Here is a 25,756-nt window from a genome sequence, read left to right as displayed (position 1 = left end):
TCACTTTCCTCCTACAATTTCGCGTATTCTAGACTCAATTACATGTATATCATCGCCTTTTAAAGGTCTTGGGTCGATGTCAAAATATCCTTGTCTTATCCCGTAATCACGTGTATAAATAGCAATTTCACCTTCACTCAACTCTTTTACAACTTCTTCTGCAGTTATATTAGCCTGTTCTGGAAAGATTTGAATTCTAGCGCGGAATATCGTCCGGCCTGCCTCATCTTGCACAATTGCTACATTAACGCCTTCCATGTCTTTTAACGACATTAGCGCTTGTAAACTTTCTTTTTCTTTTGCACTTTTATCTTTCTTTTCTCGATACTCATCAAGTGCTTGAAGTAACCCAAATGTTGTTTCTTTTCCTACTTTCATACTTCTTCCAATACAATGTAATTGAACTTTCAGCCATTCGATATATTTGCGTTTACCTCCAACAATTCCAGAAGTTGGTCCTTCAATTGCTTTTGAGCCACTGTAAATTGCAAGATCTGAGTATTTTACATACTTTTGAAGGTTTTCTTCTGCGGCAGCATCCACAATTAACGGAATATTGTTTTTCTGTGCAATTTCCCACGCTTCTTCCACAGAGATCATATTTTTTTGAACTGTATGATGAGATTTCACATAAAGAATGGCGGCTGTGTTTTCGGAAATTGCTTCTTCAATATGAGTTGCTCTGCCTTCATTAGCGTAGCCAACTTCAATAAGCTTTCCGCCACCTAAATAAACCATTGTTTCAACTGGTGCCCCGTATTGTACGTTATGACCTTTCAGCATAATAATTTCTTTTTTGGGAATTTCTTCTTGATGAAGACGCTCGCTCTTGCGGCGGTTTCCTTGTGTAACAAGAGCAGCTACAGAGAGAGCAATTCCACTTGAAGCTGAGTTAACGACCACACCTGCTTCTGCTCCTAGAATCTCAGCAATATAATCGCCTGCTTTATCAACTAAATCAGCAATCTCAACGTAATTTTGTCCTCCTTGCTTCATTGCATCCATTACTGTATCAGTTGGTGCTGATACACCCAGGATACTCATTCGGCCGCTCGCGTTAATTACTCGTTTCAAGCCATATTTAGCATTCAATGAACGTTCCATTTACAACTACTCCTTTTGCTTTAATTATTTGCTTACCTTCTCTCTGCTCTCCTTCGGAATCAATAAACAGAACAGGCTCGTCTTCTATAGTAAAAAGAGTTAAATTAGCACGGTCTCCAACTTGTATCCTTCCTAACTCGGGTCTGTTAAGCCACTTTGCCGCATTAACAGTAACACCATTTACTACTTCTTCAAGGCTGTATCCTAAATAAAGAAATTTAGATAATACATGAGCTAAGCTATATACAGGCCCATTTAGTCGGTTCTTCCGATAAATATCTGTGCTGATTGTATCGAATTTAACATTATATTTTTTTGCAGCATCTGCTACTTGAAACGAAAAGCTTGCATTTCCATGCCCTACATCCAAATGAACACCTCGTTGGATGGCCTCTATTAGGGGTAGAAGCGGCTTTCCTTCATCATCAAATAGATTATTAGCTTTTCCATTCAAATAGTGAGTAATAATGTCTCCTTTTTCTAGAATCGAAACAACTTCCTCAATAGCAGGAGGGCCAGATCCGATATGAACCATTAATGGAAGTGAAATTTCACTAGACATTTTTCGAGCAAAATATAAAGGCTCAATACCGCTTTTACCTACTACACTTTTACTTATACGGGCTTTTAAACCTACAATAATGCTTCTATATGCTTTCATGGCTTCCAAAATTTTTTCCGCTTTTAGCCATTCCATATTTGAAAGCTCATCTGTGCGTTTTAGACCAATATGTGAAATGTTTAAAAACGCTAACAAATTAGTTTTTGCTGCATATTGGCTTTGAATTAAATCTGCTATTTGATCAGCACCGCAGCTACCTGCATCTACAAGTGTTGTTACTCCTTGTTTCACTCCTATCTCGTCTATCTCATCTCCATATGGCTCGAAATCTGGAAATGCATGAACATGTAAATCAATCCATCCGCTGGATATGTAGGTTCCTGAGTAATCATAAACAAGCGGTGCTTTTCCTTCACCAGCTTTTGCTATCTCAGAGATTTTTCCATTTTCTATAACAATATCAAACTCTTTTTCAGTGACCGATTTGACATTCCGTAATAGAAACCGATTCTTCATTTCGTTCACTCCTCTTATGATGACGCTTACAACAATATTAATTATTTTTCTGCTTTTACAAATGTAGAATAACATAAAGAAATAAATAAGTAAATATAACGTTATAATGTTTTGGTTTAAAAAAAGATAAAAAGCGACCAATAGCCGCTGGTTTTTACCTTTTTTTGAATATATATTTCACTTTTGTTAACTCTTCCGATACGCTCCATAGTTTTTCCGCTACGTCCGGTTTAAACAAAACATCCCCCATCCTATCTTTTACAGGATATCCTTTTTTAGCATCTTTTCCGTCTGGCCCAATATACGTACCGCCTTCTATTGCTTCAGTGGCTGCATAAAGAGTAGGCAGCGCGCCCATTTCTGCAGATTGACTAAATAGCTTGACTAAAAATTTCAACAAGCCGTTTGGTTCTTTACCTGACCCACGTGATAATAGGTTTGTATTTGAAATACCTGGATGCACAGCGACACTAATTGTCGTTGATCCGGCTGCTTCTAAGCGGTTCTGCAATTCTTTAGCAAACAATAGGTTGGCGAGTTTACTTTGTCTATAGAACTTCATTGGACTGTAGCCTTTTTCCCCATCTAGATTATCAAGATAGATTTCTCCAGAATTAGCGGCTATACTGCTTACCGTTACGACACGTGAATGTGGAGTTGCCATTAGTAGAGGAAGCAGCAAACCCGTAAGTGCAAAATGCCCTAAATGATTACAGCCAAACTGCAGTTCAAATCCGTCTTTTGTTTTGCTGTGAGGAGGCACCATCACCCCTGCATTATTAATGAGAAGATTCAAAGACGAGTATTGTTGAAGAAATTGATTGGCAAAATGCCCAATAGAGGTCAAGTCACTGAGATCTAATGACATAATAGTCACCTCAGCATTTCCATTAGCCGCTTTAATTCTCTGCTCAGCTTCTTTTCCTTTTGCCTCATTACGCACAGCAAGAATGATTTCTACTCCGCGCGCAGCTAGAGCCTTTGCAGCTTCAAATCCAATACCGCTGTTTCCTCCCGTTATAAGGGCTGTTTTCCCCGTTGCATCGGGCATCCGTTCAGCTGTCCATTTTGTTGTCATATAAGTTCTCCCTTTCAGCTATAACTGTTTTTCTAGAATGTAGCAAGCGTTTCATTCATACTAAATTTCACGTTTTTTATCTGAAACCTTCACGTTTTCTTTTTTTAAAAATCAAGGTATGTATAAATTATAATTCCATCAAAACAAAAGGAACAAGCCTTTTCAAAGCTCGTCCCTTTTATATGTTTATGTGGTCCGCGGCGAATCGTAGCGTCCAAACCAGTCGTATCGGTTTGTGGAGATCCATTTGTATAGCGGACTGAACGCTTTTTTCATCAATGGTAAATGCAGAAGTACGCCGATTGGAAATGTAAAAGGCAAAACAGTTAAAAGCCGTCTAACCGTTTCAAATCCTGCCAGCACTTCACCTTTTTTGGTTACCATATGGATTTGGTCATACAAATCTCTTCCTTCTTCTTTTAAATAACTATACTCCGTTCGTTCAATGTACTGAACTGGAATCCACTGGATTTGGTTCGTCCAGTCCAGCGCTTTAATTATTTTTTTTACGTTGTAACATAAAGGACATTCCGCATCAAAAAATACTTTGTGCTTCATTGTTTCCACCTTTCTTCCTTTGTTTCCTTTTCCTTAGTTTATAAATACCCTTTTCCCCTTTGGAATAATCACTATTAAGAGGCGATTCTTATACAGCCTGCTTTCCAGCGCACATTTTTTGTAGAATTTCTTTAGTGAAACCGTGAAAGAAGGTAGGAATTTTTTATAAAACATCACTTTTTTGGTTTAAAGCGCTAAAAACATGTTAGAATAGATTCCATATTGATTTAAAGCACTAGATGCACGCATTTAGTCACATACTAAAAAGAACTGAATGAATCCAATGATAAAAGGTAAAGGTAATGTCTTCATAAACTTATCATGGAAGTAGGTTTATAAATTACGAAGAAAAAAAGGAGGAACAGATGATTACTTTTATCCATTTCATATAAGCTGTATTTACGTAAGGATGTGTAAACGATGAAAAATAAGTACATGCTGTCCGCTTCAGGTATGTATATTAACTACTTTCTACTTGGCATGGTAAATATCATGCTTGCATCAAATATGTCATTTTTGACAAAACAATTAAATACCGACGGTGCGGGAATCAGCTATATTATTTCTGCTATCGGAATTGGAAAATTACTTTCATATTCTCTATCAGGCATCTTGTCTGATAAATTCGGACGAAAGCCTTTGATTATTATTTCGTCTCTGACGATGGCTATTTTCTTAATTGGCATTCCATTATCGCCAAATTATCAAACAGCCTTTATCTTTGCCATTATTGCTGGTATTGCAAACTCCGCTATGGATGCTGGAACATACCCTGCTTTGATTGAGGTCTTTCCTAAATCTTCAGGTTCAGCGAGTGTTCTTGTAAAAGCATTTATTTCAGCTGGAGCGGCACTTCTTCCGTTTATGATTGCCTTCTTTGCGGATCGTGATTTGTTTTATGGATATGCTTTTTTCCTTCCGGCTCTTATTTATTTACTAAATATGATCTTTATGTTCAAACTGCCTTTTCCCAATCATAAACGCGAACAGAGTAGAGTTCAACAACAAAATACAGGAGAGAATAAATTCATCTCTCCTCCTAAAATGAAACAAGAAGGAATTGCTCTTATTGTGATTGGATTTACTTCTACAGCGCTGTTTACGGTGGCTCAAATTTGGCTGCCTACTTATGGTCAACAAGTATTAGATATGGCTGAAAGCAGCTCGGTTCGCCTTTTAAGCTACTACAGTATCGGAGCTTTAATCTCTGTTTTAGTATTAGCTGTATTATTAAGCAAAGTGCTTCGTCCTGTAACGGTTATTCTCGTTTACCCGATGATTACCCTTATAGCCGTACTTACGCTTCTGTTTGTTAAAGTACCTACTATTGCAGTTGTAGCTGCTTTTTTCATGGGTTTTTCTACGGCTGGGGTCTTTCAATTAGCGATTACTGTTATGACCGAGCTTTTCTGGAACAAAAAAGGAACAGTTACTGGAATTGTAGCGACCGCTGCTGGACTAGCTGCTATTTTATTGCCTTTAGCAACAGGTCTCATGTCTAAAACGGGACATATTTCAATTATCTTTATTTTTGATGCGATGCTTTCAGTAGTAGGTATGGTGGCTGCTGCCTTTGTTAATTACCGCTACCGCAAAATTTTAGATAAAAAGCGCAGCGAACAAATTCAAGAAACAGCATCATAAAAAAAAGCCTTTTCTCTCCTTTAATAGAGAAAAGGCTTTTTAATTTTTCAGTTCATTTCCTCAGCTGACTTTTGCTTCATAAATAGAAACATCACACCTGAAACAACCGCAAAAACAGCTAAAATGTAAAAAGTAGAAGGCAACGGAATCGCGCTAACTAGTGACCCCATAGCTAAGCTGCTGACAACTGCTGAAGTTTGTATAGCTGTCATATATGCCGTCGTGGCTAGTCCAATTTGACGTGGGGCCAGTGACTGAGCATACACCATTCCCACTCCCATTGTAGCGGATAGAATAAAGGCATAAAATACCTGAAGTGCAATTAATCCACTCAGCGGTAAATGAAGGCTCGTTAAAATAAAATAAAGTACTTGGCAAGCAATTCCAATAATAAAGAATCGTTTAACTCCGATCTTATCAGAAAAATAGCCCCCTAACGGCATAAATACTAGCTCAAAAACAGACGTAACGGTAAAGAGAATCCCTACAATAGAAACGGATTGCTTTAACGTATCAGTTATATATAGCGGCAAGTACATGGAACGTCCGGAATCACCCGCAAAAATGAAAAGAGCTGCTACGAATACAGCTATTAATACAGAAGGGATACCAGCTGGCGCTTTTGAAGATGCATGAGCTGAAGTTTGAGGCATACTGTCTTCTTTAAGCGCAAAAAGAACCCACGCTAAAGTTGCTAGCGATAACAACCCTGATAGTAAAAACAAAAGAGCATATCCTCCGTGGTCAATGATTAAAGCGCCAAGCATAGGTCCAAAAATATAGCCTTGTGAAAAAGCCATTCGGACGGTACCGGTAATCGTACCTGCCTTCGATTTGCTTTCTTCTTTTTTAACAATAAAATCATTCAGTAGAGCAAAGAAAAAGGAAAACGCATTAAACCCTCCTATAGCAAGTAAAATGAGTGCTATTGTATAAGAATGCGTAAATGCTAACGGAACTTTTGAAATGGTTCCAATCAGTAACGCCCAAATAATAAATGGCTTTCGTTTCCCCCATTTGTCTGATAAAGAAGCTAAATAAAACGAGACGATCAAACCAATAATGCTCATTGGGACAAATAAAAACCCTGCTTGAAACGAAGTCGCGTGCAATGTATTTGTTGCCCAAACGGTTAAATAAGGCATAAAGCCGCCAACAGACAATCCGATAATAAATAATGAAATAAAAATCGTTCGAAAATCCCGGTCGGTAAATACAATCTTTATGCCTGATACAAACGAATTTTCTGCTTTCGACATGAAGTCATTTCAATCCTTTCTATCCAGCTGTCAAACGTTCAATTTCTACAAAAAAATGCACCTTTCTTCAAGAAACTGTAGAAGAAAGGTGTGTAAATGAAGGTTATTTTCCAATTTGTACAGCAATTTTTTCTTTTTGTTCTTCCTTGTTGATCAGCTCTTTGAATTTAGTTAAAAGAGGTGATTTTAATTCTTCATCTTTTAATGCAAAAGCAAGGGTCGTAAAAATAAAATCTAATTTTTCCCCTGCATCATAACGTTCACCTTCGAATTCGTAAGCGTAAATAGAACGGTCTATATTCATACGCTGAATAGCATCCGTTAGCTGAATTTCCCCGCCTTTTCCAGCTTCCTGCGTTTCGAGGTAATCAAAAATGTCAGGTGTAAATACATATCTTCCAACAATACCCAAATTAGACGGAGCTTCTTCAGCTGACGGTTTTTCTACAAAGCCATTTACTTTGTATAACCGGTCTTCATTTGTTTTGGGATCAATAATCCCGTATCGGTGAACGGATTCTTCCTCTACGCGCTGTACACCGATAACGGATGACCCCGTTTGGTTATACTGGTCAATTAGCTGTTTTAAACAAGGCTGGTCTGGGTCTGTTAAGTCATCTCCAAGTAAAACCGCAAACGGTTCGTTTCCAACGAACTGTCGAGCACAGCCAATCGCATGGCCAAGCCCCTTCATTTCTTTTTGACGAACGTAATGAATATTCGCTAGTTCAGAGATATGCTCCATTTCTTCTAATAGTTCGGTCTTTCCCTTTTGATGAAGCAAGTGTTCTAGTTGAATATTATGATCAAAATGATTTTCAATCGCTTGTTTTCCATTTCCTGTCACAATTAAAATATCTTCGATTCCTGATTTTAAGGCTTCTTCTACAATAAATTGAATTACAGGCTTATTTACAATTGGAAGCATTTCTTTCGGAATAGATTTTGTAACTGGTAAAAAACGAGTACCTAACCCTGCTGCTGGTATAACTGCTTTTTTTATAGGCTGCATATTATTTACTCCTCTCTTTTAGTTATCTAGTTGTCTTACATATATTACGCTTTAACAGGCACCATCTTAAAAATCTCTTTCACTCCTTGCTTGTATCCTCCCGCCGAGCGAAGTGATGCTCCAATTTGTTGTGCATGTTGTTTATATGTGTCAGTGGTTAAAACATCATTAACTGTATTTTTGATTAGCTCAGCAGATACATTATTTTTATCTAATTTTACACCTGCTCCTAACTCCTGCACACGATCGCCAACCATAAATTGATCCACTGCCATTGGAATAACGACAAGCGGCGTATCGTAGTATAAACCTTCACTGCTGCTGTTCATTCCGCCGTGAGTAATAAATAAATCCGCACGTTTTAAGATTTCTAGCTGCGGCACGTATTGCTTCACAACGAAATTTTCTGGAATGTGTGCTAATTCTTCAGGTTTTGTATTTTTACCAATAGATAAAATTACTTTACCCTCAAAATCTTTTAATGCTTCTACACATAAGTTATAGATTTCTAGCTGCTGATTAAAAATCGTTCCCATGGAAACAAAGATAATTTTTTCATCTTCATTTTGTAAGTAAGAAGGATCTTCAATATCCAGTCGTTTAACAATTGAAGGACCAATAAACTTGTATTCACTCGTAAATTCAGATACGTTTGGCTGAAAGAATTCTGACGTAAATACTAACGTAATATCCCCTGGATTCGACATAATGTCCATGGAATCTTTTAATCCAGTATTATATTGGTTGTTGAACTTATTTAATGATTTTTCGAATTGAGGATAAAAGGAAGATTGTTCAGGTTCTGTTTGACCACTTGGCATCATACAAGTTGCTAACTCCTTATTTAACGCAAATGTCGTACAAAGAGAAATCTTCGGAAGCTTAAGAAGGTCGGCCACAGCGGAACCTGCTAAAAGGTGATAATCGTAAAGTACATAATCATATGTTTCATGTTTTGTTTCACTCATAATTTTAGTAATAATATTTTCAGATTCATTTAAAAACAAATTCATTATTTCATAGCGGTCATAAGACTCTTCTTTAGTCATCCGGTTGCTCATATCAAGACTTGGACGAAAATCTTCGTATTCACGAAATTCCGCGCCTGATTTTCGAATTTTTTCAGCATAGTCTTCAATGCCGTAATAGACGACCTTTTCCCCTTGAGCAATCAATTCTTTTACAATTCCTAAAGAAGGGTTCACATGTCCTTCACCTGGAAAGCCTATTACTAATACATTTCCCATAACATCCATTCCTTTCACTTAGTTAATAATTAAATCACTTAATTGTTCATTTAGTAAATTTATTGTATAGAAACTGAATTTACTATAAATTATCTTTATCGTAAAGTCATTAAGCGTTTTCAACTAAAAAAAGGTTAAATAGGCTCATTTTGGAATATAGTTATAAATTAACTCAAGAAAAACAAATATTGTAAAATTCATCTCGTTTGTAAATAGATGTATGCGCTTCATTATGATTCAAATAAAAAACACACCTCGCTAAATTAAGCATGAGGTGTGTTTTTTTATTTAAAAGTTGTATAACTCCCATATATCTGATGTTTCTGAACCAATATACCAAGCTGCCGCTCCACCTAAATGATAGTCATTAATTAATTTAACCCGGCGCTGCATAGATGCTTTGTCTTCGAGCCATATTTGATGCTTCGTACCATTTTCCGTGTATTCTACATAGTACTGTGAGGCTTGGCTATCCCATTTTTTAGTCAACTTTTTAGAAGAGATAACAGCTTCGGCTTCTTTCATCGTTAAGTCTTTTGTGACAACTTTTTTGGTCGATAGGTCCGTTTTCCATTCTCGCGTATAAAAAGGAACTCCGAGCAGAATTTTGTGTGCAGGTACATCTTTCATAAGAAGTTCTGTTCCTTCTTTCACCCAAGGCAGCGAAGCAACAGATCCTGGAACCTGACTTCCTCCCCAGTGTTCTTCATATCCCATCATAATGACATAGTCTGCCACTTGACCAATCTGTTTCCGATCAAAGCTTCCCGACCAAAACGGATCATTATTTTCTCTTGTTACGTCTACTGAAACAGTCATACCATGAGGCTTTAACACTGCTTTTAACTCTTTAATAAATAAAACAAAATCTTGTTTATTTTTGATATTAATATTTTCAAAGTCAACATTGATCCCATCGCTGTTTGTTTTTACTAGCGAACTTTCTACTGAGGATACAAGCTTTTGCCGCTTTGCTTTGTTACTTAGCACATCATTTGTAAGCACATCATCAAAATTGTTACCAATAAGCGGCCAGACTTTTTTGCCGTTTTTATGAGCCGTTTGAACATATGATGCATTTATGGAAGATGAAACAACTTTGTCACTCGACGTTAGCGTAAACCAACGCGGTGAAACAACGTCTAAATTCTTTTGCTTCATCGATTCTGTGTAGCCTGCTGTTTTTTCATTAAAGCTCCATCCCATAACTACAGGCTGATGCTTCTGTTGCGCTAAACCAGATTTCTTGATCCAGCCCTTTTTCCCTTCCAAAAGCTGTACTTGTACATAGTAATCAGGAATAACAAGCGTTTGTCCAGGCTCAATATTTGTTGATGACAGCTGATTTAACTTTGTTAATTCATTCGTTTTTACACCGTACTTCACAGAGATTTTCCAAAGCGTATCTCCTGATACTACTTTATGTAACAAGCCTTTTGGTGGTATTTTCAGCGTTTGCCCTGGAATCAGCTCCGTCTTTTTTAGCTGATTTTGTTTTATTAGATCACTGACTGTTACACCGTATTGCTTAGCTAGTAGCCATAGTGTATTTCCTGGCACTACCGTATGAGTAGTAACTTGAGCTGCATCTCCAGCTTCAGATGAAATGACAGGAAATTCTTCTCCTTTTTTCACTGTCTGCATAACAGAAGAGTGTAAGGAAGGAGAACGATACACGTTTACGTTGTCACCTTTGACAGTGCCCACTGAAGAAGCAGCGGCTCCTTTACTCATCGGGGCCAATCCTCCACTGAAAAGACAGAGAATAATTAGGCTCATACATATTTTCTTCATTTTATAATCTCGCCTCCCCACTTTTTGACATCACCTGTCTAGTTTACTACTCCTATAAGATAGAATCCTAGAGGTACATTGTGGTAAAGAGACGCCTGTGTATACGTAAAACTCAAATAAAAAGGCTTACCGTCCGATGACGATAAGCTTTCGTTTCTTATGCATTCCCCACTACATTTTGATCATTAATATCCATATCAATTGTATTAGCGGTACTGGCACTGCTTGTAATATTCATAAAATTTCCTGTGTTCCCGCTACCAGAACCGACTGTTGTAAAAGCTGTGCTTTTTGGCTTAATAGCCAGACAATCACCAAACTCCACTGAAGATGAAACCAATACATTTGAGATATTTACGGCTCCTACTACCGATGGCATCTGCCTCTCCCCCTGTTCATTATCTATCTGCTATATGATATGAGCAGAAGGCCAAAAAGTAGCTTTTTCATCTTTTTAATTTTATTAAGGATTAATACGTTTATACCTTGATTCTGCAAACATATATACCCCGTATGCCATAAGCCCTATTGATACGATAGCCAGCAGTACAGACCCAAAAGGACGCTGCGCTACTTCAGCAAGGGCTCCATCTAACCCTTTCGTTTCGTCTGGATCCGCTTGAAGAGCCGTCCGAATAAGAAAGAAACCAATAATCCCAAAGACGATACTTCGAGCAATGATGCCCACTTTTCCAATATGCCCGCTCCATCGCCACTCTTCTTTTGACATTTCGTTTTTCTTTAGTTTTTTTAGGAAGCGGCCTGAAAGAGCCCAGTACACTTGTCCAATCCCAAAGATAATAATGCCGATACCTGTAAGCGCAATGATAGTTTGCCCAAATGGGTAAGATAACAACTTGGCAGATACCGTTTGATAATGCTTACCTGACGTATGAACGTGAGCATGAAGCAAAATTTTTACCGAGCTCACACAAAGACTAATATAAAACGTGGCTACAACTAAATAGCCTAGACGAGTAAAAACGCCTTTTATCCCATGCCCGACGTGGTGAGGATCAAAAATAGCAGAAATGATTTGCCAAAATGCATATCCACTTAAACCTACTGACAAAACAAGTAAAATTAAAAATCCAAACGGCTGCTTTGCAATTGTGTGCAGTGCTCCTTGAGAAGTAACTAAATCGCCTTTTAATCCGAAAGCTGTCTGAATCGCTAATATACCGATGATAAAATAGACAACGCCTTGAGCCACATGACCAAACCGTGAAAAACGCACGACAAATGGCTTAGTGCGTTCTTTTAAGCGATGTAACTTTCGACCGAACGTATCTTTTTTAACAAATGGAGATTCACCCATACGTTTCCTCCTGCTTTTTGAAAGCAAACTTTATTTTATAAAACACCTGAAAATAAGCGAGCAAACGACTCTTTCGAACGTTCTACTAAGCTTCGCTTGTAAAATGCTACTGGTTTGATCAAATGACTGTCTTCGATATCTTCTTCGTAATTTTTGATGAGCGTTTGAATTGTCTCTCCCTCAATTAAAAATGCATTAACTTCAAAGTTAAGATGAAAACTTCTCATATCCATATTTGCGGTACCGACCGAGGCCATATCTCCGTCTATAATCACGATTTTTTGATGCAAAAATCCTTTTCTATACGAATATACTTCAATTCCACAGCGAAGAAGTTCAGCAAAATATGACCTCGTTCCATATTGAGTCAGAAAGCCATCGTTAATTTCCGGTACCATAATTCGTACCTGTACACCTTTTCTAGCCGCAATACGAAGCGCAGTTCTTATGGCTTCATTTGGCACAAAATACGGGGTTGAAATCCAGATCGATTTCGTCGCACTTGTAATCATGGTATAGTAATAATCACTCATATTTTCCTGCGTATCTGGCCCCGTCGCCACCACTTGCACAAAGCCTTCTCCTTCAACAGGGTGAGGTTTTGTATATGCTTCATTGTTAATTAAGCATTCTCCAGAAACGTACTCCCAGTCGAACATAAATATCGAGTGCAAGGTTTGAACGGATTCACCTTTTAGCATCAGATGAGTATCTCTCCAAAAACCAATTTTTTGGTTTTTTCCTAGATACTCATCACCTACATTCAATCCCCCTACAAAGCCTACTTCCCCGTCAATTACGACTATTTTACGGTGATTCCGAAAGTTAAATTTTTGATTGAAGAATCCATACTTAATGGGTAAGAAAGGATGCACTTTAATATTTGCTTTCTTCATTCGTTTAATATCTGAACCCGATAATGTAAAACTTCCCATTGTATCGAACGTAAAGCGCACTTCTATACCTTCGCTTGCTTTTTTTATTAAAATATCAATGATTTCTTTTCCTAGAGAATCTGAGTGAAACATATAGTATTCCATATGAATAAAATGTTTTGCTGATTGCAAATGCTTTTTGATTTTATTAAACGTTTCTTGCCCGTTCTTAAGGACGTAGGTTTTTGTATGAACATTCATCTTCGTCAAAGATACACATTGAAGATACTGAGCAAAGTAACGCTGATGAGATTGAAGCGACGATAGATCAGGAGTCGTTTCTTTATCTGCCATCTTTCTAAGCATCTCTCGGTTATGCATACGCTTTTTTTTGAACATATGCCCCTTTAAATAGAGCTGTCCCGAATACAAATAAAAGAAAAAACCTGCAACAGGGAAGAAAAAGAGGACATACATCCAAACCAACGTACTTTCAGGCGTTCGATTTTCAAGCATAAGTGAATACATACAAATGAAAATGATGACACCATATAAGCCAACTAGGGCATACTTCCAATGAACATCAATAGAGGTAAAAAAGAAAGCATAAATTGAAAGTAAAATAATAAATAAAAAAATAAAGTCCAACCGGCGTTTTTTCATAAAAGCTCTCCTAAAAACAAACTGTATTGTATCACTTGTCTATCTTTCATATGAGGTAGTATATGGAATACACAAAATTCTTATCATACACGAAACATAAAATGTACATATATTTGCACAAAAAGCAGTTTAGCCGCTTAAGCAACTAAACTGAACTACCTCAGACAAGCATCATTCATATACCTATACCCTGGATGGTAAAACAAAAAACCTCCTTACAGGGGAGGTTTTATCACTGGCTTTTCACACATAGTCCGTTTATTATCTTGTATAATCGGACTCTTTTTCCTTTTTAGGCCAAACGAAATTAGAAAGAGATAATAAGAAATCAATTCCTACAATAACTGTCCAAAATTCCACTACATTTTGCAATACGCTGGTTTTTCCATTTGGTACTATATACATCATCGCCGCTAAGAGAGTTGCCCCAATAGCGTAAGCAACAAGATGCTGTATCCATAACTTAAAATAATGCTTTGCATATTCTTTTCCATAGCGCCTGCGAGGTTTTTCTGCGCTTTTCATCACATAATATTGAAAGCGTTCGTCTGCCCATTGAATCATACTTTTTCCAAAAGCGATCGAAATTCCAATATAAACGGCTGCAATAGCGTGAGCATAGGTCGCTGTGGCACCTCCGTAAAGGTCTACGCTCGTCACAATCAGAAGAAAAAAATCAACAACAGGTGTTAGAGCTAAAATAAAAAAACTGAGCTTTTGTTTTTTAAACATATACCTTGTTGCTAATCCTAAAATGATGACTATCCAAAAAGCGATTTCACATGCAATAATCATCCAGGCTATTAAATTCAAATAATCCCCTCTCTTCCTCTCGTTCAACGAATAGACAATAGTTTTTAAATAAAAAATTTTTATGCATAAGTTTATTTTTATGTATATACATCCTGCTTCATAACCCTACGGCTTATTTCATCCTCAGCTGGGTTCTAAGATTCATTGAACCGTATTTGCTAGGCGGATTTTTTAAATCGATATCTATAATACTCCCAGCTCATTCCTATCGCGATCCCAATCGAATAGGCTAGTATATCGCTCCATAAGAAGCCATACCCCAGAATGAGCCCTCCTAGCGTAGTCTTTCTTATGTCATCAATCCACGGAGCGTGATACAGCTGTGTAAATTCAATGAAGTAGCAAAACACTATAGCAAACATACCAATCATTTTTGTCTTCTCTTTAGGAAATAAAAAACCTGCGCCGACAAAAATCATTAAGGCCCATAAAAAATCTCCTATATATATATTTATGATGTGAGGAATATACACTGTAAGTTTTCTTGATAAGAGGCCTGCTCCCATGATAATAATAGCTAGAAGAAGATATACCCATCTATTTCTTTTATTCATTCCAAACTCCTTTTTCTCCTTAAAGGCTCATTTGATTCACCCTGTGCACCCCGTAACAATAAGACTTCACTATATAATTTTATCAGAACCGCAGACTGTGAAATACCTCTTTTTTTCAATTTTTACAGCTTCCCCCTACGTATATATGACAACTGTCATAGTTTCTATATGACACGTATGTCTTAAATAGTCAGAAAAATCCCTTTATACTGAGGGTAATATACGGTGATGAAAGGAATTTCATATGACTATACAAAAACAAAAGAATTTACGAAAACAAGTTGCACCTTTTGAAAAAGCAGTAATGAAAGACAGCATAAGACAATTGATTAATACTTTTTTACCTTTTTTCACACTATGGTTTCTCGCTTATGAGAGCCTTTCAATTTCTTATTTTTTAGCATTTCCGCTAACTGTTATCGCAGCAGGGTTTTTAGTAAGAATATTCATTATTTTTCATGACTGTTGTCACTACTCTTTCTTTAAGAGTAGACAACACAATAAAATTCTCGGAACAATTACCGGTGTATTAACAATGTTTCCTTACAGTCAATGGGGACATAGCCATGCAATTCACCATGCAACGAGCAGCAACTTAGATAAAAGAGGTACGGGTGACATTTGGGTGTTAACCGTAACAGAATATAAAGAAGCTTCTATTTGGAAAAAAATCGCTTACCGTATCTATCGCAACCCGTTCATTATGTTCGGCGTGGGACCTATATATGTATTTTTGATTACAAACCGATTCAATCGAAAAAATGCGAAGAAAAAAGAAAGAATGAATACGTATCTTACAAATGTATTGATTGTTGCATTAGCAGCAGCGACCTGCTGGTTGGTAGGTTGGCAGGCGTTTGTATTAATTCAAGGACCGATTTTCTTCATTTCAGGTTCAATTGGAATTTGGCTGTTTTATGTACAGCATCAGTTTGAAGATTCTTATTTTGAAGAAGATGAGCACTGGGATTATGTAAAAGCAGCCGTTGAAGGAAGTTCATTTTACAAGCTTCCAAAACTATTGCAATGGCTAACAGGCAATATCGGGTTTCACCATGTACATCATTTAAGCCCAAGAGTGCCCAACTATAAGCTTGAAGCTGTTCATCAACACACACAGCCTCTTCAAAATGTACCAACCATTACACTCGCAACAAGCCTTCGCTCTCTTCGATTCCGTCTATGGGATGAAGAAAACAAAATGTTTGTGAGCTTTAAAGAAATAAAAACACGCCCAGCTGCACCAAAAGCAAGCAGAATTTCATCTCAAACAAAAGCAGAACTTTAATAAAACAGTCAAGCTTTCAAAAGCTTGACTGTTTTATCTATCCGTCTAAACTTATTTCATTCTACTTTGTGGTAAACTAATAGTGTATTTTAACAAGTAAACGAGGTTCTTTATGAAAAAATATACGTTTTTCCAAAAAATCACTGGGCTATCTCCTTACATATGGACGGTATTTGCCATTTTACCATTTTATTTTATCTTACAGTCTTCATCCATGAATAACATTATTCTTGGCTCTTTACTCACCATCTTATTTTTTATTTTCTATCGTTTTGCATTTGTTTCAACAGACAAGTCCGTTTACGTATGGACGGCTTTGTTAATCGCCATTTCCTTAGCCCTAACAACTATTTTTAATTATATTTACTTTGCCTTTTACTTTGCTTTTTTTATCGCTTATTTTATTGGAAATATCCAAAAACGGCTCGCTTTTTTCACTTTGTATGCTGTTCATTTAATTAGCACCGTTATTTCTGTAAACTTTAACGTTGTTATGCAAGAAGCGGTCTTTTTAAAACAGCTTCCTTTCATTTTTGTAATTTCCATCAGTGTAATTGTACTGCCATTCAGCATTTATAACCGGAAGAAGCGAGATCGGCTGGAAGAACAGCTTGAAGATGCAAATAAACGTATTTCTGAGCTTGTAAAACAAGAAGAGCGCCAGCGTATAGCTCGCGACCTGCACGATACGTTAGGACAAAAGCTGTCTCTTATCGGTCTAAAAAGTGATTTAGCAAGAAAACTTATTGCAAAAGATCCTGAAAAAGCAAAATCAGAATTAAAAGATGTCCAGCAAACAGCGCGCACGGCTCTTAATGAAGTGAGAAAAATGGTTTCTCAAATGCGTGGAATCCGCCTTAGTGAAGAACTACAACGCGTTCAAGAGCTTTTAGAAGCCGCCGAAATTAAGTTTGTAGGAGAAGAGGCCATGTCATTAGAGAATGTGTCTTTGCTAATTGAAAATATTCTTAGCATGTGCTTAAAAGAAGCAGTAACCAATGTGGTCAAACATAGTCAAGCCACCGTTTGCACGATTACTTTACATCAGTCTGCAAAAGAAGTAGGCATAACGGTAGAAGACAATGGAATTGGTATTAATACGAAAAAAACCTGCTGGAAAGGAAACGGTCTTTTAGGAATGAAAGAGCGGTTGGAGTTTGTAAACGGCCATCTTGATATCTCCAGTCAAGGGGGGACGATTATTCATATTACAGTTCCAAACATAGTCAAACATATTAAGGAGGAACAATTATGATTCGAATTGTCATTGCCGAAGATCAGCAAATGATGTTAGGTGCTTTAGGCTCTTTGTTAAATTTAGAAGATGACATGGAAGTTGTCGGAAAAGCTTCAAATGGTGAACAAGCGGTATCACTTGCTAAGCAGCACCAGCCAGATATATGCGTAATGGATATCGAGATGCCTCTTAAAACTGGGCTTGAAGCTGCGGAGGAACTAAAAGATTTAAACTGCAAAGTCATCATTTTAACAACGTTCGCTCGCTCTGGCTATTTTCAAAGAGCTTTGAAAGCAGGTGTAAGTGGATACTTGCTAAAAGATAGTCCAAGTGAAGAACTCGCAAATTCAATTCGAAGCGTGATGGCAGGCAGACGCCTCTATGCTCCAGAATTAGTGGATGACTTATATAGTGAATCTACTAGTCCTCTTACAGCTAGAGAGAAAGAAGTATTAGCTCTAGTAGCTGATGGAAAAAACACTAAAGAAATTGCTGACGAACTATCCATTAAGACTGGAACGGTGCGCAACTACATTTCTACCATTCTGGACAAACTCGAAGTGAAAAACCGCATTGAAGCTATTACTCGCTTTAAGGAAAAAGGCTGGTTCAAATGAAAAAAGCATGCATCAAACCGAGATGCATGCTTTTTAATCATTTGGCAATTTATCGTAACCTAATTTGTCGATAATCACAACATGCTCGGGGAATTCATCAAGCAGTTGCTGTTTTGTGAATAATTCAAAGTCACGGAAATCAAAACCTGGTGCGACCATGCATCCAACTAGAGAAAACGTATTCTCATTTGCGACAGAGGAACCAAAAATGGTATCTCTTGGAACTAAAAATTGAGGAACTTCTCCATTTTCTAAGTTTGTACCTAGTTTTACTTCTTGATAGGTTCCGTCGCGGTAAATAATATGAATGGTTAAAGGACTTCCCCCATGATAGTACCATAGTTCATCTGATTGCAGCCGGTGGAAATGCGATACATCTTGAGACCTTAATAAAAAGTAAATACTCGTATATAGAAATCGTTTATCATCAAACTGCGATGACACTTCTTTATCAGAAATTTCATCGTTAGAACGATAGGTTTGTTTATAAAAACCTCCTTCTGGATGAGGCTGCAGCTCGAGCTTTGAAATCCAATATTCCCATTTATGTAAATCCATTACGTTCCTTCCCTTCCTTTTTTCTTTTACCATTAACTACATCATAGTAAATCATTCTTTCTAACACAACAAACGGCTTCATTATTCCATTAGGAAAAATGAAGCCGCTTACCACTGGTATCTTATCATTACACCCTACCCTTTCTGTTAGCACGGCTATATCTATACCTGCTAGAATGGCAGCGATGAAATAAATATGTCATATACAAATCTAACTGAAACCGATCTCCCTCAATAAAGTATTGAAACGGCCGTTCTCTACCTTGATAAATTTTTGCAGGTGAACTTTGCTTAAACGGGACAATACTCATCTCTTTTCCCCCTCAGACAGATGCACTTTTTAATGTAAGTGCTGGTGACAAACGTAATATTTTTTGATAAAAGTAAGGGCTGCCTGTGCATCTTGAATGCCAAGCTTTTTACAAACGCCAGCTAACATTAGCAGTTTGTACATAACCAGCTTTTGATTATTTGTTGCCAGTACGTAATAAACAATCGTATTAGCAACTGCCCGCGGTAATCTTATTTTTTTCAATTCATATAACGCAGCAGACGAAGACATGCCTGCTTCGTTTAAAATCTGCTCGGTTGTGTATGTCTCCAAATAGCGAGCAAGCTTTCTTTCTTTTTCGTTAAATATACCTTTAGAATCGTTCATTTTCTCTCCCTCTGTTATTTTAATAATCCATTAAATGCTGCATTCATTAACCATAATGCGATAGCTCCCCCTGATAAATAAATGCTGAGATAGAATACTAATTCCATATACCTCCCTCCCATTTCTATCTTACCCCTTCATTTCCCTAGTTGCAGTGATATTCATCACAGGTAAAAAATGTATTGCTAAGTCACTGAACAGCTCCGCAAAAGAGCTCGTGAGAAAGGTCTCACGAGCTGCTTAGTTAGCATTTTTATTTTCGGATAAAGCGTTTAAAAATCATAAAAATTAATAATACAACCACAATAACAAGCAATAATTTCAACATCAGTTGTCCATCCCTTCAAATCAGTAAATCATCTTTCATTAGTAAGTAATTACCCTCTTTCGTTTTCTCTAAACTGCTTACCTATTTATTTAATGCCAAAAATTATATAGTAGTAGAAAATCATCTAAAATCAGCCCTCCAAGTAAAACATAAACCGGAGTATAACCATGACTGACTATCTTCAAACATTTCTGCTTGAACATTTAGAAGCAGCAGAGCTTATTAGCATTACAGCATATTTCCAAGCGCGCCTCTTACGTTCATAAACGTAAAATTATTTGGTTTTTGGAACGGGTTGCTTTCTTTTATTGGAGAGGTTTTAGGTGTAGCTCTCTCTTTTTGGCTGTACCAAAAAGGTTTCCGTACACTTGTTCATACAAAAACACCTTCTCACTCCAAGTGGCTAAAGCTGTTGCACGTACAAAGGAAAGAGAGTTTTATATTGATTCTTTCTTTGCGATTACTTCCCTTTGTTCCATCAGGGCTCATTACATTCTTCAGCGCTGTAGGAAAAGGCTCCTTTGCGGTATTCATTTCTGCTAGCGCACTAGGAAAAATCCCAGCGCTTTTTATTGAAGTTTATTTGGTTTATCATATTTCACAAGGATCTATGCAAGGTAGAATCATTTTAGTGCTTTTATCTATTATCTTGCTTTCTTATATAAGTAAAAAATGGAAGAAAAAAGCTTAACAGACTATAAAAAGGGAAGACTATCTAAAAATAAGCAAAATCCTTATTTTATATAACTGAAATAAGATAGCGTATTGGAGATGATTCATTGGTTTTTCTGATAGTTGCTGGAAGTATTATTTTTCCTATTGTGATGCTCTTTTTCTCACTAAAATGGAAAGGGGCAGAGCTAGTTTTTAATACGTTAGCCCTTCTTGCAGCGCTAGTATTTGGAAATATAGCTGCTGCTTCTATCTATCGTATCTTAAAAAATCATACTGTTTTTATGACAAGCATTCATGCAATCTTTTTAAATCCAGCTTTTTTATTAACCGGTGCGTACCTTGGAATCTATGTGCTGTATAAATTGTTAGCTCTGACCTTAAATGTAAAACAGCGTACTATGTAAAAATAGTACGCTGTTTTAAAATGCAGTTTATTTTATAATTCCAGTTGGTATACATAAAGGTGAACCATCAACCGGATTTTGAATGATAGTTGATGATAAATTAAACACGTCTTTTATCATTTCTTCTGTAAATACTTGAGCAGGAGAACCTTCTTTGTAAATCTGACCGTTTGAAATACTGATTAAATGATCTGCATAGCGAGCCGCTTGGTTTAAATCGTGTAAGACCATTACAATTGTACAATTTCTCTTTTGGTTTAAGGAACGAAGAAGTTCAAGCACTTCAATCTGATGAGCTAAATCTAAATATGTCGTAGGCTCATCCAAAAGCAGAAGCTCCGTACCCTGTGCTAATGCCATTGCAATCCAGGCCCTCTGACGCTGTCCTCCAGAGAGCGCATCCAGTGTACGATGACTTAAATTAGACAGTTTGGTTGCCTGTAAAGCCTCCTCTACAATTTGATGATCTTCAGCAGAATAGCGAGCAAATAAGCCCTTATGAGGGTGACGACCATAATAGCATAGCTCTTTTACTGTTAAATCTTCAGGAGCTTCAGGAGCTTGAGGCAAAATAGCCAGTTTTTTTGCTACTTCTTTTGATGAATGACGATGAATATCTTTTCCATTTAAATATATCCTTCCTTCTGTAGGCTTTAATAAACGGGCCAATGAACGAAGGATTGTTGACTTTCCGCAGCCATTTGATCCAATGATTATGCTTACCTTTCCTTCTGGAATGTGAAGGTCAATATTGCGAATAACTGAAGTTGAATCATATGATAGTGAAATTTTTTCAGCAGTTAATTTTGTCATTACTGTTCCTCCTTTCCTCTATTTTTTCTGTTCACGGCGCAGTAAATATAGAAAATAAGGGGCACCAATAACGGCTGTTACGATTCCAGCTGGAATCTCAACGGGCGGCATGCCCCCTCTTCCTAGACTGTCAGCAATTAGCAGGAATAAAGCACCTACTGCTGCCGAAACTGGTAACAAGAACTTCGAACGGCTTCCTACTAACCTCCTACCAATATGAGGAGCAATTAAACCAATAAAACCAATTGACCCAACCACAGCTACAGATAACCCTGTCAATATCACAGCCATACTCAATAGCGTATAACGAACGTATTTCGTTCGCTCTCCTAAGCCAACTGCAATCTCATCTCCTAAGTTTAAAATGTCGAGCTTAGATGCAAATATAATAATAAAAGGCACAAGTACAACACAAGGAATTAACATCCAAAGCTCACTCCAGCCCCTTCCCCATAAACTTCCTGTGAGCCAAAGAAGAGTTGTATTCACGTCATCTGGAAACTTAATCATAAAATACTGAATTCCAGCCTGACAAATAGCTCCTAACGCTACGCCAACTAAAGCCAGCGTATGAGGTTTAGCTCCTTGAGAGTAGGAAAACACCATAAGTATAACAGCTATGGCTGCTGCTCCTAAAAAAGCTGAAAGTGGCAACAGAAGCATAGAAGCAGCTGGAAATACAATTAAGATAAAAACCGCGAATAGCCCCGCTCCTTTTGTTACACCGATAACATCGGGAGAAGCCAGTGGGTTTTTTAATACCCCTTGCAAAATAGCTCCTGCTACTGCTAAAGCCGCACCTACAACAATAGCAATGAGGGTGCGTGGAATACGATAATTTGTTAAAATAAATGAACTTTCTTGAGAACTCCCGATTATTTGCTGAAAGATTTCTGCAGGGGAAATATAAACGGCTCCTACCCCTAAGCTAATTACAATCGTGATTATTAAACATAACAATAAGATACTTAACATTTGATAAGGGTGTTTTCTTTTCATTGCTTAATATTCCTCCCTTTTCTAGCAAGGTATAAAAAGAAAGGAGCTCCAATAAGAGCTGTTACAATCCCTACTGGCGACTCAAAAGGATATGCAATGAAACGAGACAGTACATCGGCATAAACAAGCAAAATGGCTCCTAATAGAGCTGAAAATGGCAGGATTCGCTGGTAGTCTCCCCCTACCAATTTCCTAGCTATATGAGGTACAATGAGACCTACAAATCCAATTGGCCCCGCAACGGCAACAGATGCACCGGCGAGCATAATGACTAGTATACCTGCAAAAAAGCGAATCCATTTTACCTTTTCTCCTAACCCTGTTGCCATATTTTCTCCTAATACTAGGATCGATATAGAACGAGATGATACAAAAGCTAGGAGAAGACCTAGAAACGACCAAGGTAAAAGAATTTTTACATGAGTCCAGTCTTTCCCGTTAATAGAACCTACAAGCCAATACAAAACGTCCGTAGCTTGTTCATTTAGCACAATTACTCCTTGAGTAAGTGACGATAAAAATAAATGCACAGCCATTCCGGCAAGTGCTAGTTTCACATGAGTTGTCTTTCCGCCTGATGCGAACAAATAAACAGTTATTCCCCCTAAAGCTGCTCCTAAAAAGGCAATATACACAGTTGATTGAGAGGTAAGGTCAGGAAATAAAATAAAAGCTATTACAATCGCTAATGAAGCACCAGCATTCACCCCAAAAACTTGGGGTGAAGCAAGCGAATTTCGTGTAATAGCTTGCATCAATGCTCCAGCAGCTGCCAAGCTGGCTCCAATAAGAGCTGCCAGCACAGCCCTTGGCAACCTAAGCGTCTGTACGATCGTTGTCTGCTTAGAGTCATCAGGAACAAAAATTGCCTTAATTACTTCTGTAAAGCTAACAGCAGAAGATCCCACAGCCACATGTAAAATCATTCCGATGATTAACAAACAAACGCTAGCTACCAACACAATGTATTTATTTATTTTCTGCTTTTGGACAAGATTTGTCATTTTTAACACACTTTCTACAGTTTTCTTTTCTAAACAAATAGAAGCAAGAATAGAATAACTATTCTCGCCTCTTTGTCAGACTCTGTTATGTTACTGCTGCTTATTGTTTAGTAACTTAACCGTATCTTTTCCAATTGCCTCAGCTGAAATCACTCCTCGGAATCTTGTCCATAAATCACGGTCTACTACAAACACTTTATCATTTTTAACAGCTTTTAAATTTTCCCAAAGAGGATTTGTTTTCCATTCATCCGTTACAAGTTTGCCTTCGTTATTTGCTAGGATTAAAATATCTGGATTAATGTCTGACAACTGTTCTAAATTCATCTCAGCATATGCTTCTTTGTTTTGCACAGCGTTCTTCAAACCTAGCTTTTCAAGGAACTCTCCATCATAAGAAGAAGACGTATGCGCTTGGAAAGAAGTATCTCTGACAACTGCTGGTAAGACTGTCTGACCACTTTCTTCTTTTAACTCATTTTTTAATTTTGAAATTGTTTCTTCATGCTCATTTAAGCGCTGTTCTGCTTTTTTTTCTTTTCCTACTGCTTTCGCAATTGTTTTAAATGAGTCTATATTTTCTTCATATGTAGATTCACGGCTTTTCAATTCAATTGTAGGTGCAATTTTGTTTAATTCTTTATAGATTGCTTTATGACGCTGCACATCGGCAATAATTAAGTCCGGCTGCAGGGAACTAATTACTTCTAAATTTGGCTGTTGACGTGTTCCTACTGAAGTATAATCGATCTTCCCACCTACGAGTTTTTCAATCATATCTTTTTTGTTGTCGTCTGCAATTCCTACTGGCTTCATTCCTAAGGCTTGCAAAGCATCTACAAAGGATAGTTCAAGGACAACTACTTTTTTTGGATTTTTAGGAACTTTCGTTTTCCCAAGCTCATGCTGAACAGATACCTTTTGACTATTATCTGAATTTTCTTCGGACGAATTTTGATTTGACCCGCATCCTGCTAGAACAAATAAAATAGAAACAATAGCAGCTATACTGGCAAGTCTGATCTTTTTAACTTGCTTCATTTTAACGCTTCCTCCTATGTATATACTCTTTTTGACGCTGATAATCATTATCATCAATGTTATCTGTTAATTAAAGGCGCGTCAATAGTTTTCTCGTAATATGGGACATTTTTTGAATAAATAACAGAAGAATCCTTTTAATCCCTTTTTTGAAAAAGCTTTATTCCCTTCCTTTTTTACGATACACTATCTATAAGTTGACCACATTCAACTTTATTGTACTAATGCACTTTTAAATAATCTTAATTTTGGAGTGAAGATAGTGAATTCGTCTCTATTACAAATGAATACTATATTTATTAGTATTCTCATCGAAGCCCTTCCTTTTGTATTGTTGGGCGTGATCATTTCAGGAATTATTCAAATTTTTGTAACTGATGAAATGATGGCTCGAGTTATTCCTAAAAATAAAATAGGTGCCGTCCTATTAGCTAGTGTAATTGGAGCTCTTTTTCCAGCCTGTGAATGTGGAATTGTTCCTATTACTAGACGTTTAATGGCAAAAGGAGTTCCTCTTTACGCTGCTATTCCTTTTATGTTAACAGGTCCTATTATTAATCCAGTTGTTTTATTTTCTACCTTTGTAGCCTTCGGAAATGATTGGAAAATAGTATTGTATCGTACAGGAGTAGCTTTTATTGTTTCCTTACTTGTAGGTCTCATTTTAAGTTTTCAGTTTAAAACACCTCAGACGAAACGTGAGGTTCACCTGCATACTTCCCCCAAAAAAATAAGTGCGAAGGTTTCAGAAGCTATCCGTCATACTATTGATGAGTTTTTTTCTGTTGGGAAATTTCTGATTATCGGAGGGTTAATTGCAGCCGGGATGCAGACGTTTGTTAAGACATCTACTTTATTTTCATTAGGACAAGGAGATGTTTCATCAAATGCGGTAATGATGGGACTTGCATACGTATTATCGCTTTGTTCTTCTGCAGATGCGTTTATCGCTTCCTCGTTTCGCAGTACGTTTACAGACAGTGCTATTGTTTCATTCTTGGTATTCGGTCCAATGTTTGACATTAAGAATACGCTGATGATGCTAAGCCAGTTTAAGACTAAATTTGTCTTTACACTTTCGGCTTATGTCTTTATTTTAGTACTTATTGTTTCGATTTTAATTGTTCATTAATAAGG

General features: G+C 37.2%; 26 protein-coding genes. 7 read left to right on the top strand and 19 right to left on the bottom strand.

Translation table 11 applies throughout. From position 1 onward, the window contains the following. From M3225_RS16885 to M3225_RS16870, 4 genes are all read right to left on the bottom strand, one after another. Positions 1 to 1,104, bottom strand: coding sequence for a DgaE family pyridoxal phosphate-dependent ammonia lyase (locus M3225_RS16885; protein WP_116073228.1), 1,104 nt, complete (start codon positions 1,102 to 1,104; stop codon positions 1 to 3). Next, entirely contained in the window at positions 1,082 to 2,182 is a 1,101-nt protein-coding gene (locus M3225_RS16880) for an amidohydrolase/deacetylase family metallohydrolase (protein WP_251395549.1), read from the bottom strand. Before M3225_RS16880 ends, M3225_RS16885 begins: the two co-directional genes overlap by 23 nt. Positions 2,183 to 2,336: 154 nt before the next feature. Next, the gene (locus tag M3225_RS16875) at positions 2,337 to 3,260 is read right to left on the bottom strand and encodes an oxidoreductase (RefSeq protein ID WP_251395547.1); all 924 of its coding nucleotides are present in this window, start codon (positions 3,258 to 3,260) and stop codon (positions 2,337 to 2,339) included. 186 nt (positions 3,261 to 3,446) lie between these two features. Further along, positions 3,447 to 3,818 (bottom strand): thiol-disulfide oxidoreductase DCC family protein, encoded by a 372-nt coding sequence (locus tag M3225_RS16870; RefSeq protein WP_251395545.1) that lies wholly within the window; start codon positions 3,816 to 3,818, stop codon positions 3,447 to 3,449. A 420-nt stretch (positions 3,819 to 4,238) separates the two neighbouring features. Here M3225_RS16870 and M3225_RS16865 point away from each other — a divergent pair, with 420 nt between their 5' ends. After that, positions 4,239 to 5,462 carry an MFS transporter gene (locus tag M3225_RS16865; protein WP_251395543.1) on the top strand — a complete coding sequence of 408 codons (1,224 nt, stop codon included), beginning with the start codon at positions 4,239 to 4,241 and terminating at the stop codon, positions 5,460 to 5,462. Between the two features lie 47 nt (positions 5,463 to 5,509). Here the strand turns inward: M3225_RS16865 and M3225_RS16860 are convergent, their stop codons facing one another. From M3225_RS16860 to M3225_RS16820, 9 genes are all read right to left on the bottom strand, one after another. After that, complete coding sequence (locus M3225_RS16860; protein ID WP_251395541.1) at positions 5,510 to 6,721, bottom strand: MFS transporter; 1,212 nt, start codon at positions 6,719 to 6,721, stop codon at positions 5,510 to 5,512. A gap of 103 nt (positions 6,722 to 6,824) precedes the next feature. After that, on the bottom strand, positions 6,825 to 7,733 hold the full coding sequence (gene galU / locus M3225_RS16855) for a UTP--glucose-1-phosphate uridylyltransferase GalU (RefSeq protein WP_251395539.1): 909 nt from the start codon (positions 7,731 to 7,733) through the stop codon (positions 6,825 to 6,827). 44 nt (positions 7,734 to 7,777) lie between these two features. After that, the gene (locus tag M3225_RS16850; protein WP_251395537.1) at positions 7,778 to 8,980 is read right to left on the bottom strand and encodes a macrolide family glycosyltransferase; all 1,203 of its coding nucleotides are present in this window, start codon (positions 8,978 to 8,980) and stop codon (positions 7,778 to 7,780) included. A gap of 288 nt (positions 8,981 to 9,268) precedes the next feature. Next, positions 9,269 to 10,714, bottom strand: a complete 1,446-nt coding sequence (locus tag M3225_RS16845; protein ID WP_251395535.1) for a LysM peptidoglycan-binding domain-containing protein — start codon at positions 10,712 to 10,714, stop codon at positions 9,269 to 9,271. 217 nt (positions 10,715 to 10,931) lie between these two features. Then, positions 10,932 to 11,153, bottom strand: coding sequence for a spore germination protein (locus M3225_RS16840; RefSeq protein ID WP_028413997.1), 222 nt, complete (start codon positions 11,151 to 11,153; stop codon positions 10,932 to 10,934). A gap of 84 nt (positions 11,154 to 11,237) precedes the next feature. After that, positions 11,238 to 12,092, bottom strand: coding sequence for a DUF1206 domain-containing protein (locus M3225_RS16835; RefSeq protein WP_251395533.1), 855 nt, complete (start codon positions 12,090 to 12,092; stop codon positions 11,238 to 11,240). Positions 12,093 to 12,127: 35 nt separating this feature from the next. Further along, a complete protein-coding gene (cls, locus tag M3225_RS16830) occupies positions 12,128 to 13,630 on the bottom strand; it encodes a cardiolipin synthase (RefSeq protein ID WP_251395531.1) in 1,503 nt (500 codons plus the stop codon). A 261-nt stretch (positions 13,631 to 13,891) separates the two neighbouring features. Beyond that, entirely contained in the window at positions 13,892 to 14,443 is a 552-nt protein-coding gene (locus tag M3225_RS16825) for a hypothetical protein (protein WP_251395529.1), read from the bottom strand. 158 nt (positions 14,444 to 14,601) lie between these two features. Beyond that, positions 14,602 to 14,997 (bottom strand): ribosomal maturation YjgA family protein, encoded by a 396-nt coding sequence (locus M3225_RS16820; RefSeq protein ID WP_251395527.1) that lies wholly within the window; start codon positions 14,995 to 14,997, stop codon positions 14,602 to 14,604. 244 nt (positions 14,998 to 15,241) lie between these two features. Here M3225_RS16820 and M3225_RS16815 point away from each other — a divergent pair, with 244 nt between their 5' ends. The 3 genes from M3225_RS16815 to M3225_RS16805 all read left to right on the top strand — a co-directional run bounded on the left by M3225_RS16815 (position 15,242) and on the right by M3225_RS16805 (position 18,139). Then, a complete protein-coding gene (locus M3225_RS16815) occupies positions 15,242 to 16,285 on the top strand; it encodes a fatty acid desaturase (protein ID WP_251395525.1) in 1,044 nt (347 codons plus the stop codon). A 112-nt stretch (positions 16,286 to 16,397) separates the two neighbouring features. Continuing rightward, complete coding sequence (locus M3225_RS16810) at positions 16,398 to 17,540, top strand: sensor histidine kinase (RefSeq protein ID WP_251395523.1); 1,143 nt, start codon at positions 16,398 to 16,400, stop codon at positions 17,538 to 17,540. Then, the gene (locus tag M3225_RS16805) at positions 17,537 to 18,139 is read left to right on the top strand and encodes a response regulator transcription factor (RefSeq protein WP_013056197.1); all 603 of its coding nucleotides are present in this window, start codon (positions 17,537 to 17,539) and stop codon (positions 18,137 to 18,139) included. The genes M3225_RS16810 and M3225_RS16805 overlap by 4 nt, the downstream gene beginning before the upstream one ends. Positions 18,140 to 18,172: 33 nt before the next feature. Here M3225_RS16805 and M3225_RS16800 read toward each other — a convergent pair whose 3' ends face one another. Both M3225_RS16800 and M3225_RS16795 read right to left on the bottom strand, forming a co-directional pair. Beyond that, entirely contained in the window at positions 18,173 to 18,697 is a 525-nt protein-coding gene (locus M3225_RS16800) for a cupin domain-containing protein (protein WP_013056196.1), read from the bottom strand. 340 nt (positions 18,698 to 19,037) lie between these two features. Next, entirely contained in the window at positions 19,038 to 19,355 is a 318-nt protein-coding gene (locus M3225_RS16795; RefSeq protein WP_251395521.1) for a hypothetical protein, read from the bottom strand. A 623-nt stretch (positions 19,356 to 19,978) separates the two neighbouring features. Here M3225_RS16795 and M3225_RS16790 point away from each other — a divergent pair. Together M3225_RS16790 and M3225_RS16785 are read left to right on the top strand one after the other, a co-directional pair. Next, positions 19,979 to 20,374: a TVP38/TMEM64 family protein gene (locus M3225_RS16790; RefSeq protein ID WP_251395519.1), complete on the top strand. Its 396-nt coding sequence runs from the start codon at positions 19,979 to 19,981 to the stop codon at positions 20,372 to 20,374. Between the two features lie 88 nt (positions 20,375 to 20,462). Further along, positions 20,463 to 20,762 carry a transposase gene (locus tag M3225_RS16785; protein ID WP_251395517.1) on the top strand — a complete coding sequence of 100 codons (300 nt, stop codon included), beginning with the start codon at positions 20,463 to 20,465 and terminating at the stop codon, positions 20,760 to 20,762. A 27-nt stretch (positions 20,763 to 20,789) separates the two neighbouring features. On the opposite strand, the gene M3225_RS16780 is transcribed toward M3225_RS16785, so the two are convergent. The 4 genes from M3225_RS16780 to M3225_RS16765 form a co-directional block, all read right to left on the bottom strand. Next, a complete protein-coding gene (locus M3225_RS16780) occupies positions 20,790 to 21,575 on the bottom strand; it encodes an ABC transporter ATP-binding protein (RefSeq protein ID WP_251395515.1) in 786 nt (261 codons plus the stop codon). Positions 21,576 to 21,593: 18 nt separating this feature from the next. Continuing rightward, positions 21,594 to 22,574: a FecCD family ABC transporter permease gene (locus M3225_RS16775; RefSeq protein ID WP_251395513.1), complete on the bottom strand. Its 981-nt coding sequence runs from the start codon at positions 22,572 to 22,574 to the stop codon at positions 21,594 to 21,596. Beyond that, complete coding sequence (locus tag M3225_RS16770; protein ID WP_251395511.1) at positions 22,571 to 23,578, bottom strand: FecCD family ABC transporter permease; 1,008 nt, start codon at positions 23,576 to 23,578, stop codon at positions 22,571 to 22,573. Before M3225_RS16770 ends, M3225_RS16775 begins: the two co-directional genes overlap by 4 nt. Before the next feature lie 90 nt (positions 23,579 to 23,668). Continuing rightward, positions 23,669 to 24,619: an ABC transporter substrate-binding protein gene (locus M3225_RS16765; RefSeq protein WP_251395509.1), complete on the bottom strand. Its 951-nt coding sequence runs from the start codon at positions 24,617 to 24,619 to the stop codon at positions 23,669 to 23,671. 262 nt (positions 24,620 to 24,881) lie between these two features. Between M3225_RS16765 and M3225_RS16760 the strand changes: the two genes are divergently transcribed. Continuing rightward, positions 24,882 to 25,751 (top strand): permease, encoded by an 870-nt coding sequence (locus M3225_RS16760; protein ID WP_251395507.1) that lies wholly within the window; start codon positions 24,882 to 24,884, stop codon positions 25,749 to 25,751. Positions 25,752 to 25,756: the final 5 nt, after the last annotated feature.

It is taken from the genome of Priestia aryabhattai, from assembly GCF_023715685.1.
GTDB classification, from domain to species: Bacteria; Bacillota; Bacilli; order Bacillales; family Bacillaceae_H; genus Priestia; species Priestia aryabhattai_B.
Note: the sequence above shows the minus strand (reverse complement) of the source record. Positions and strands in the feature narration are given on the sequence as shown.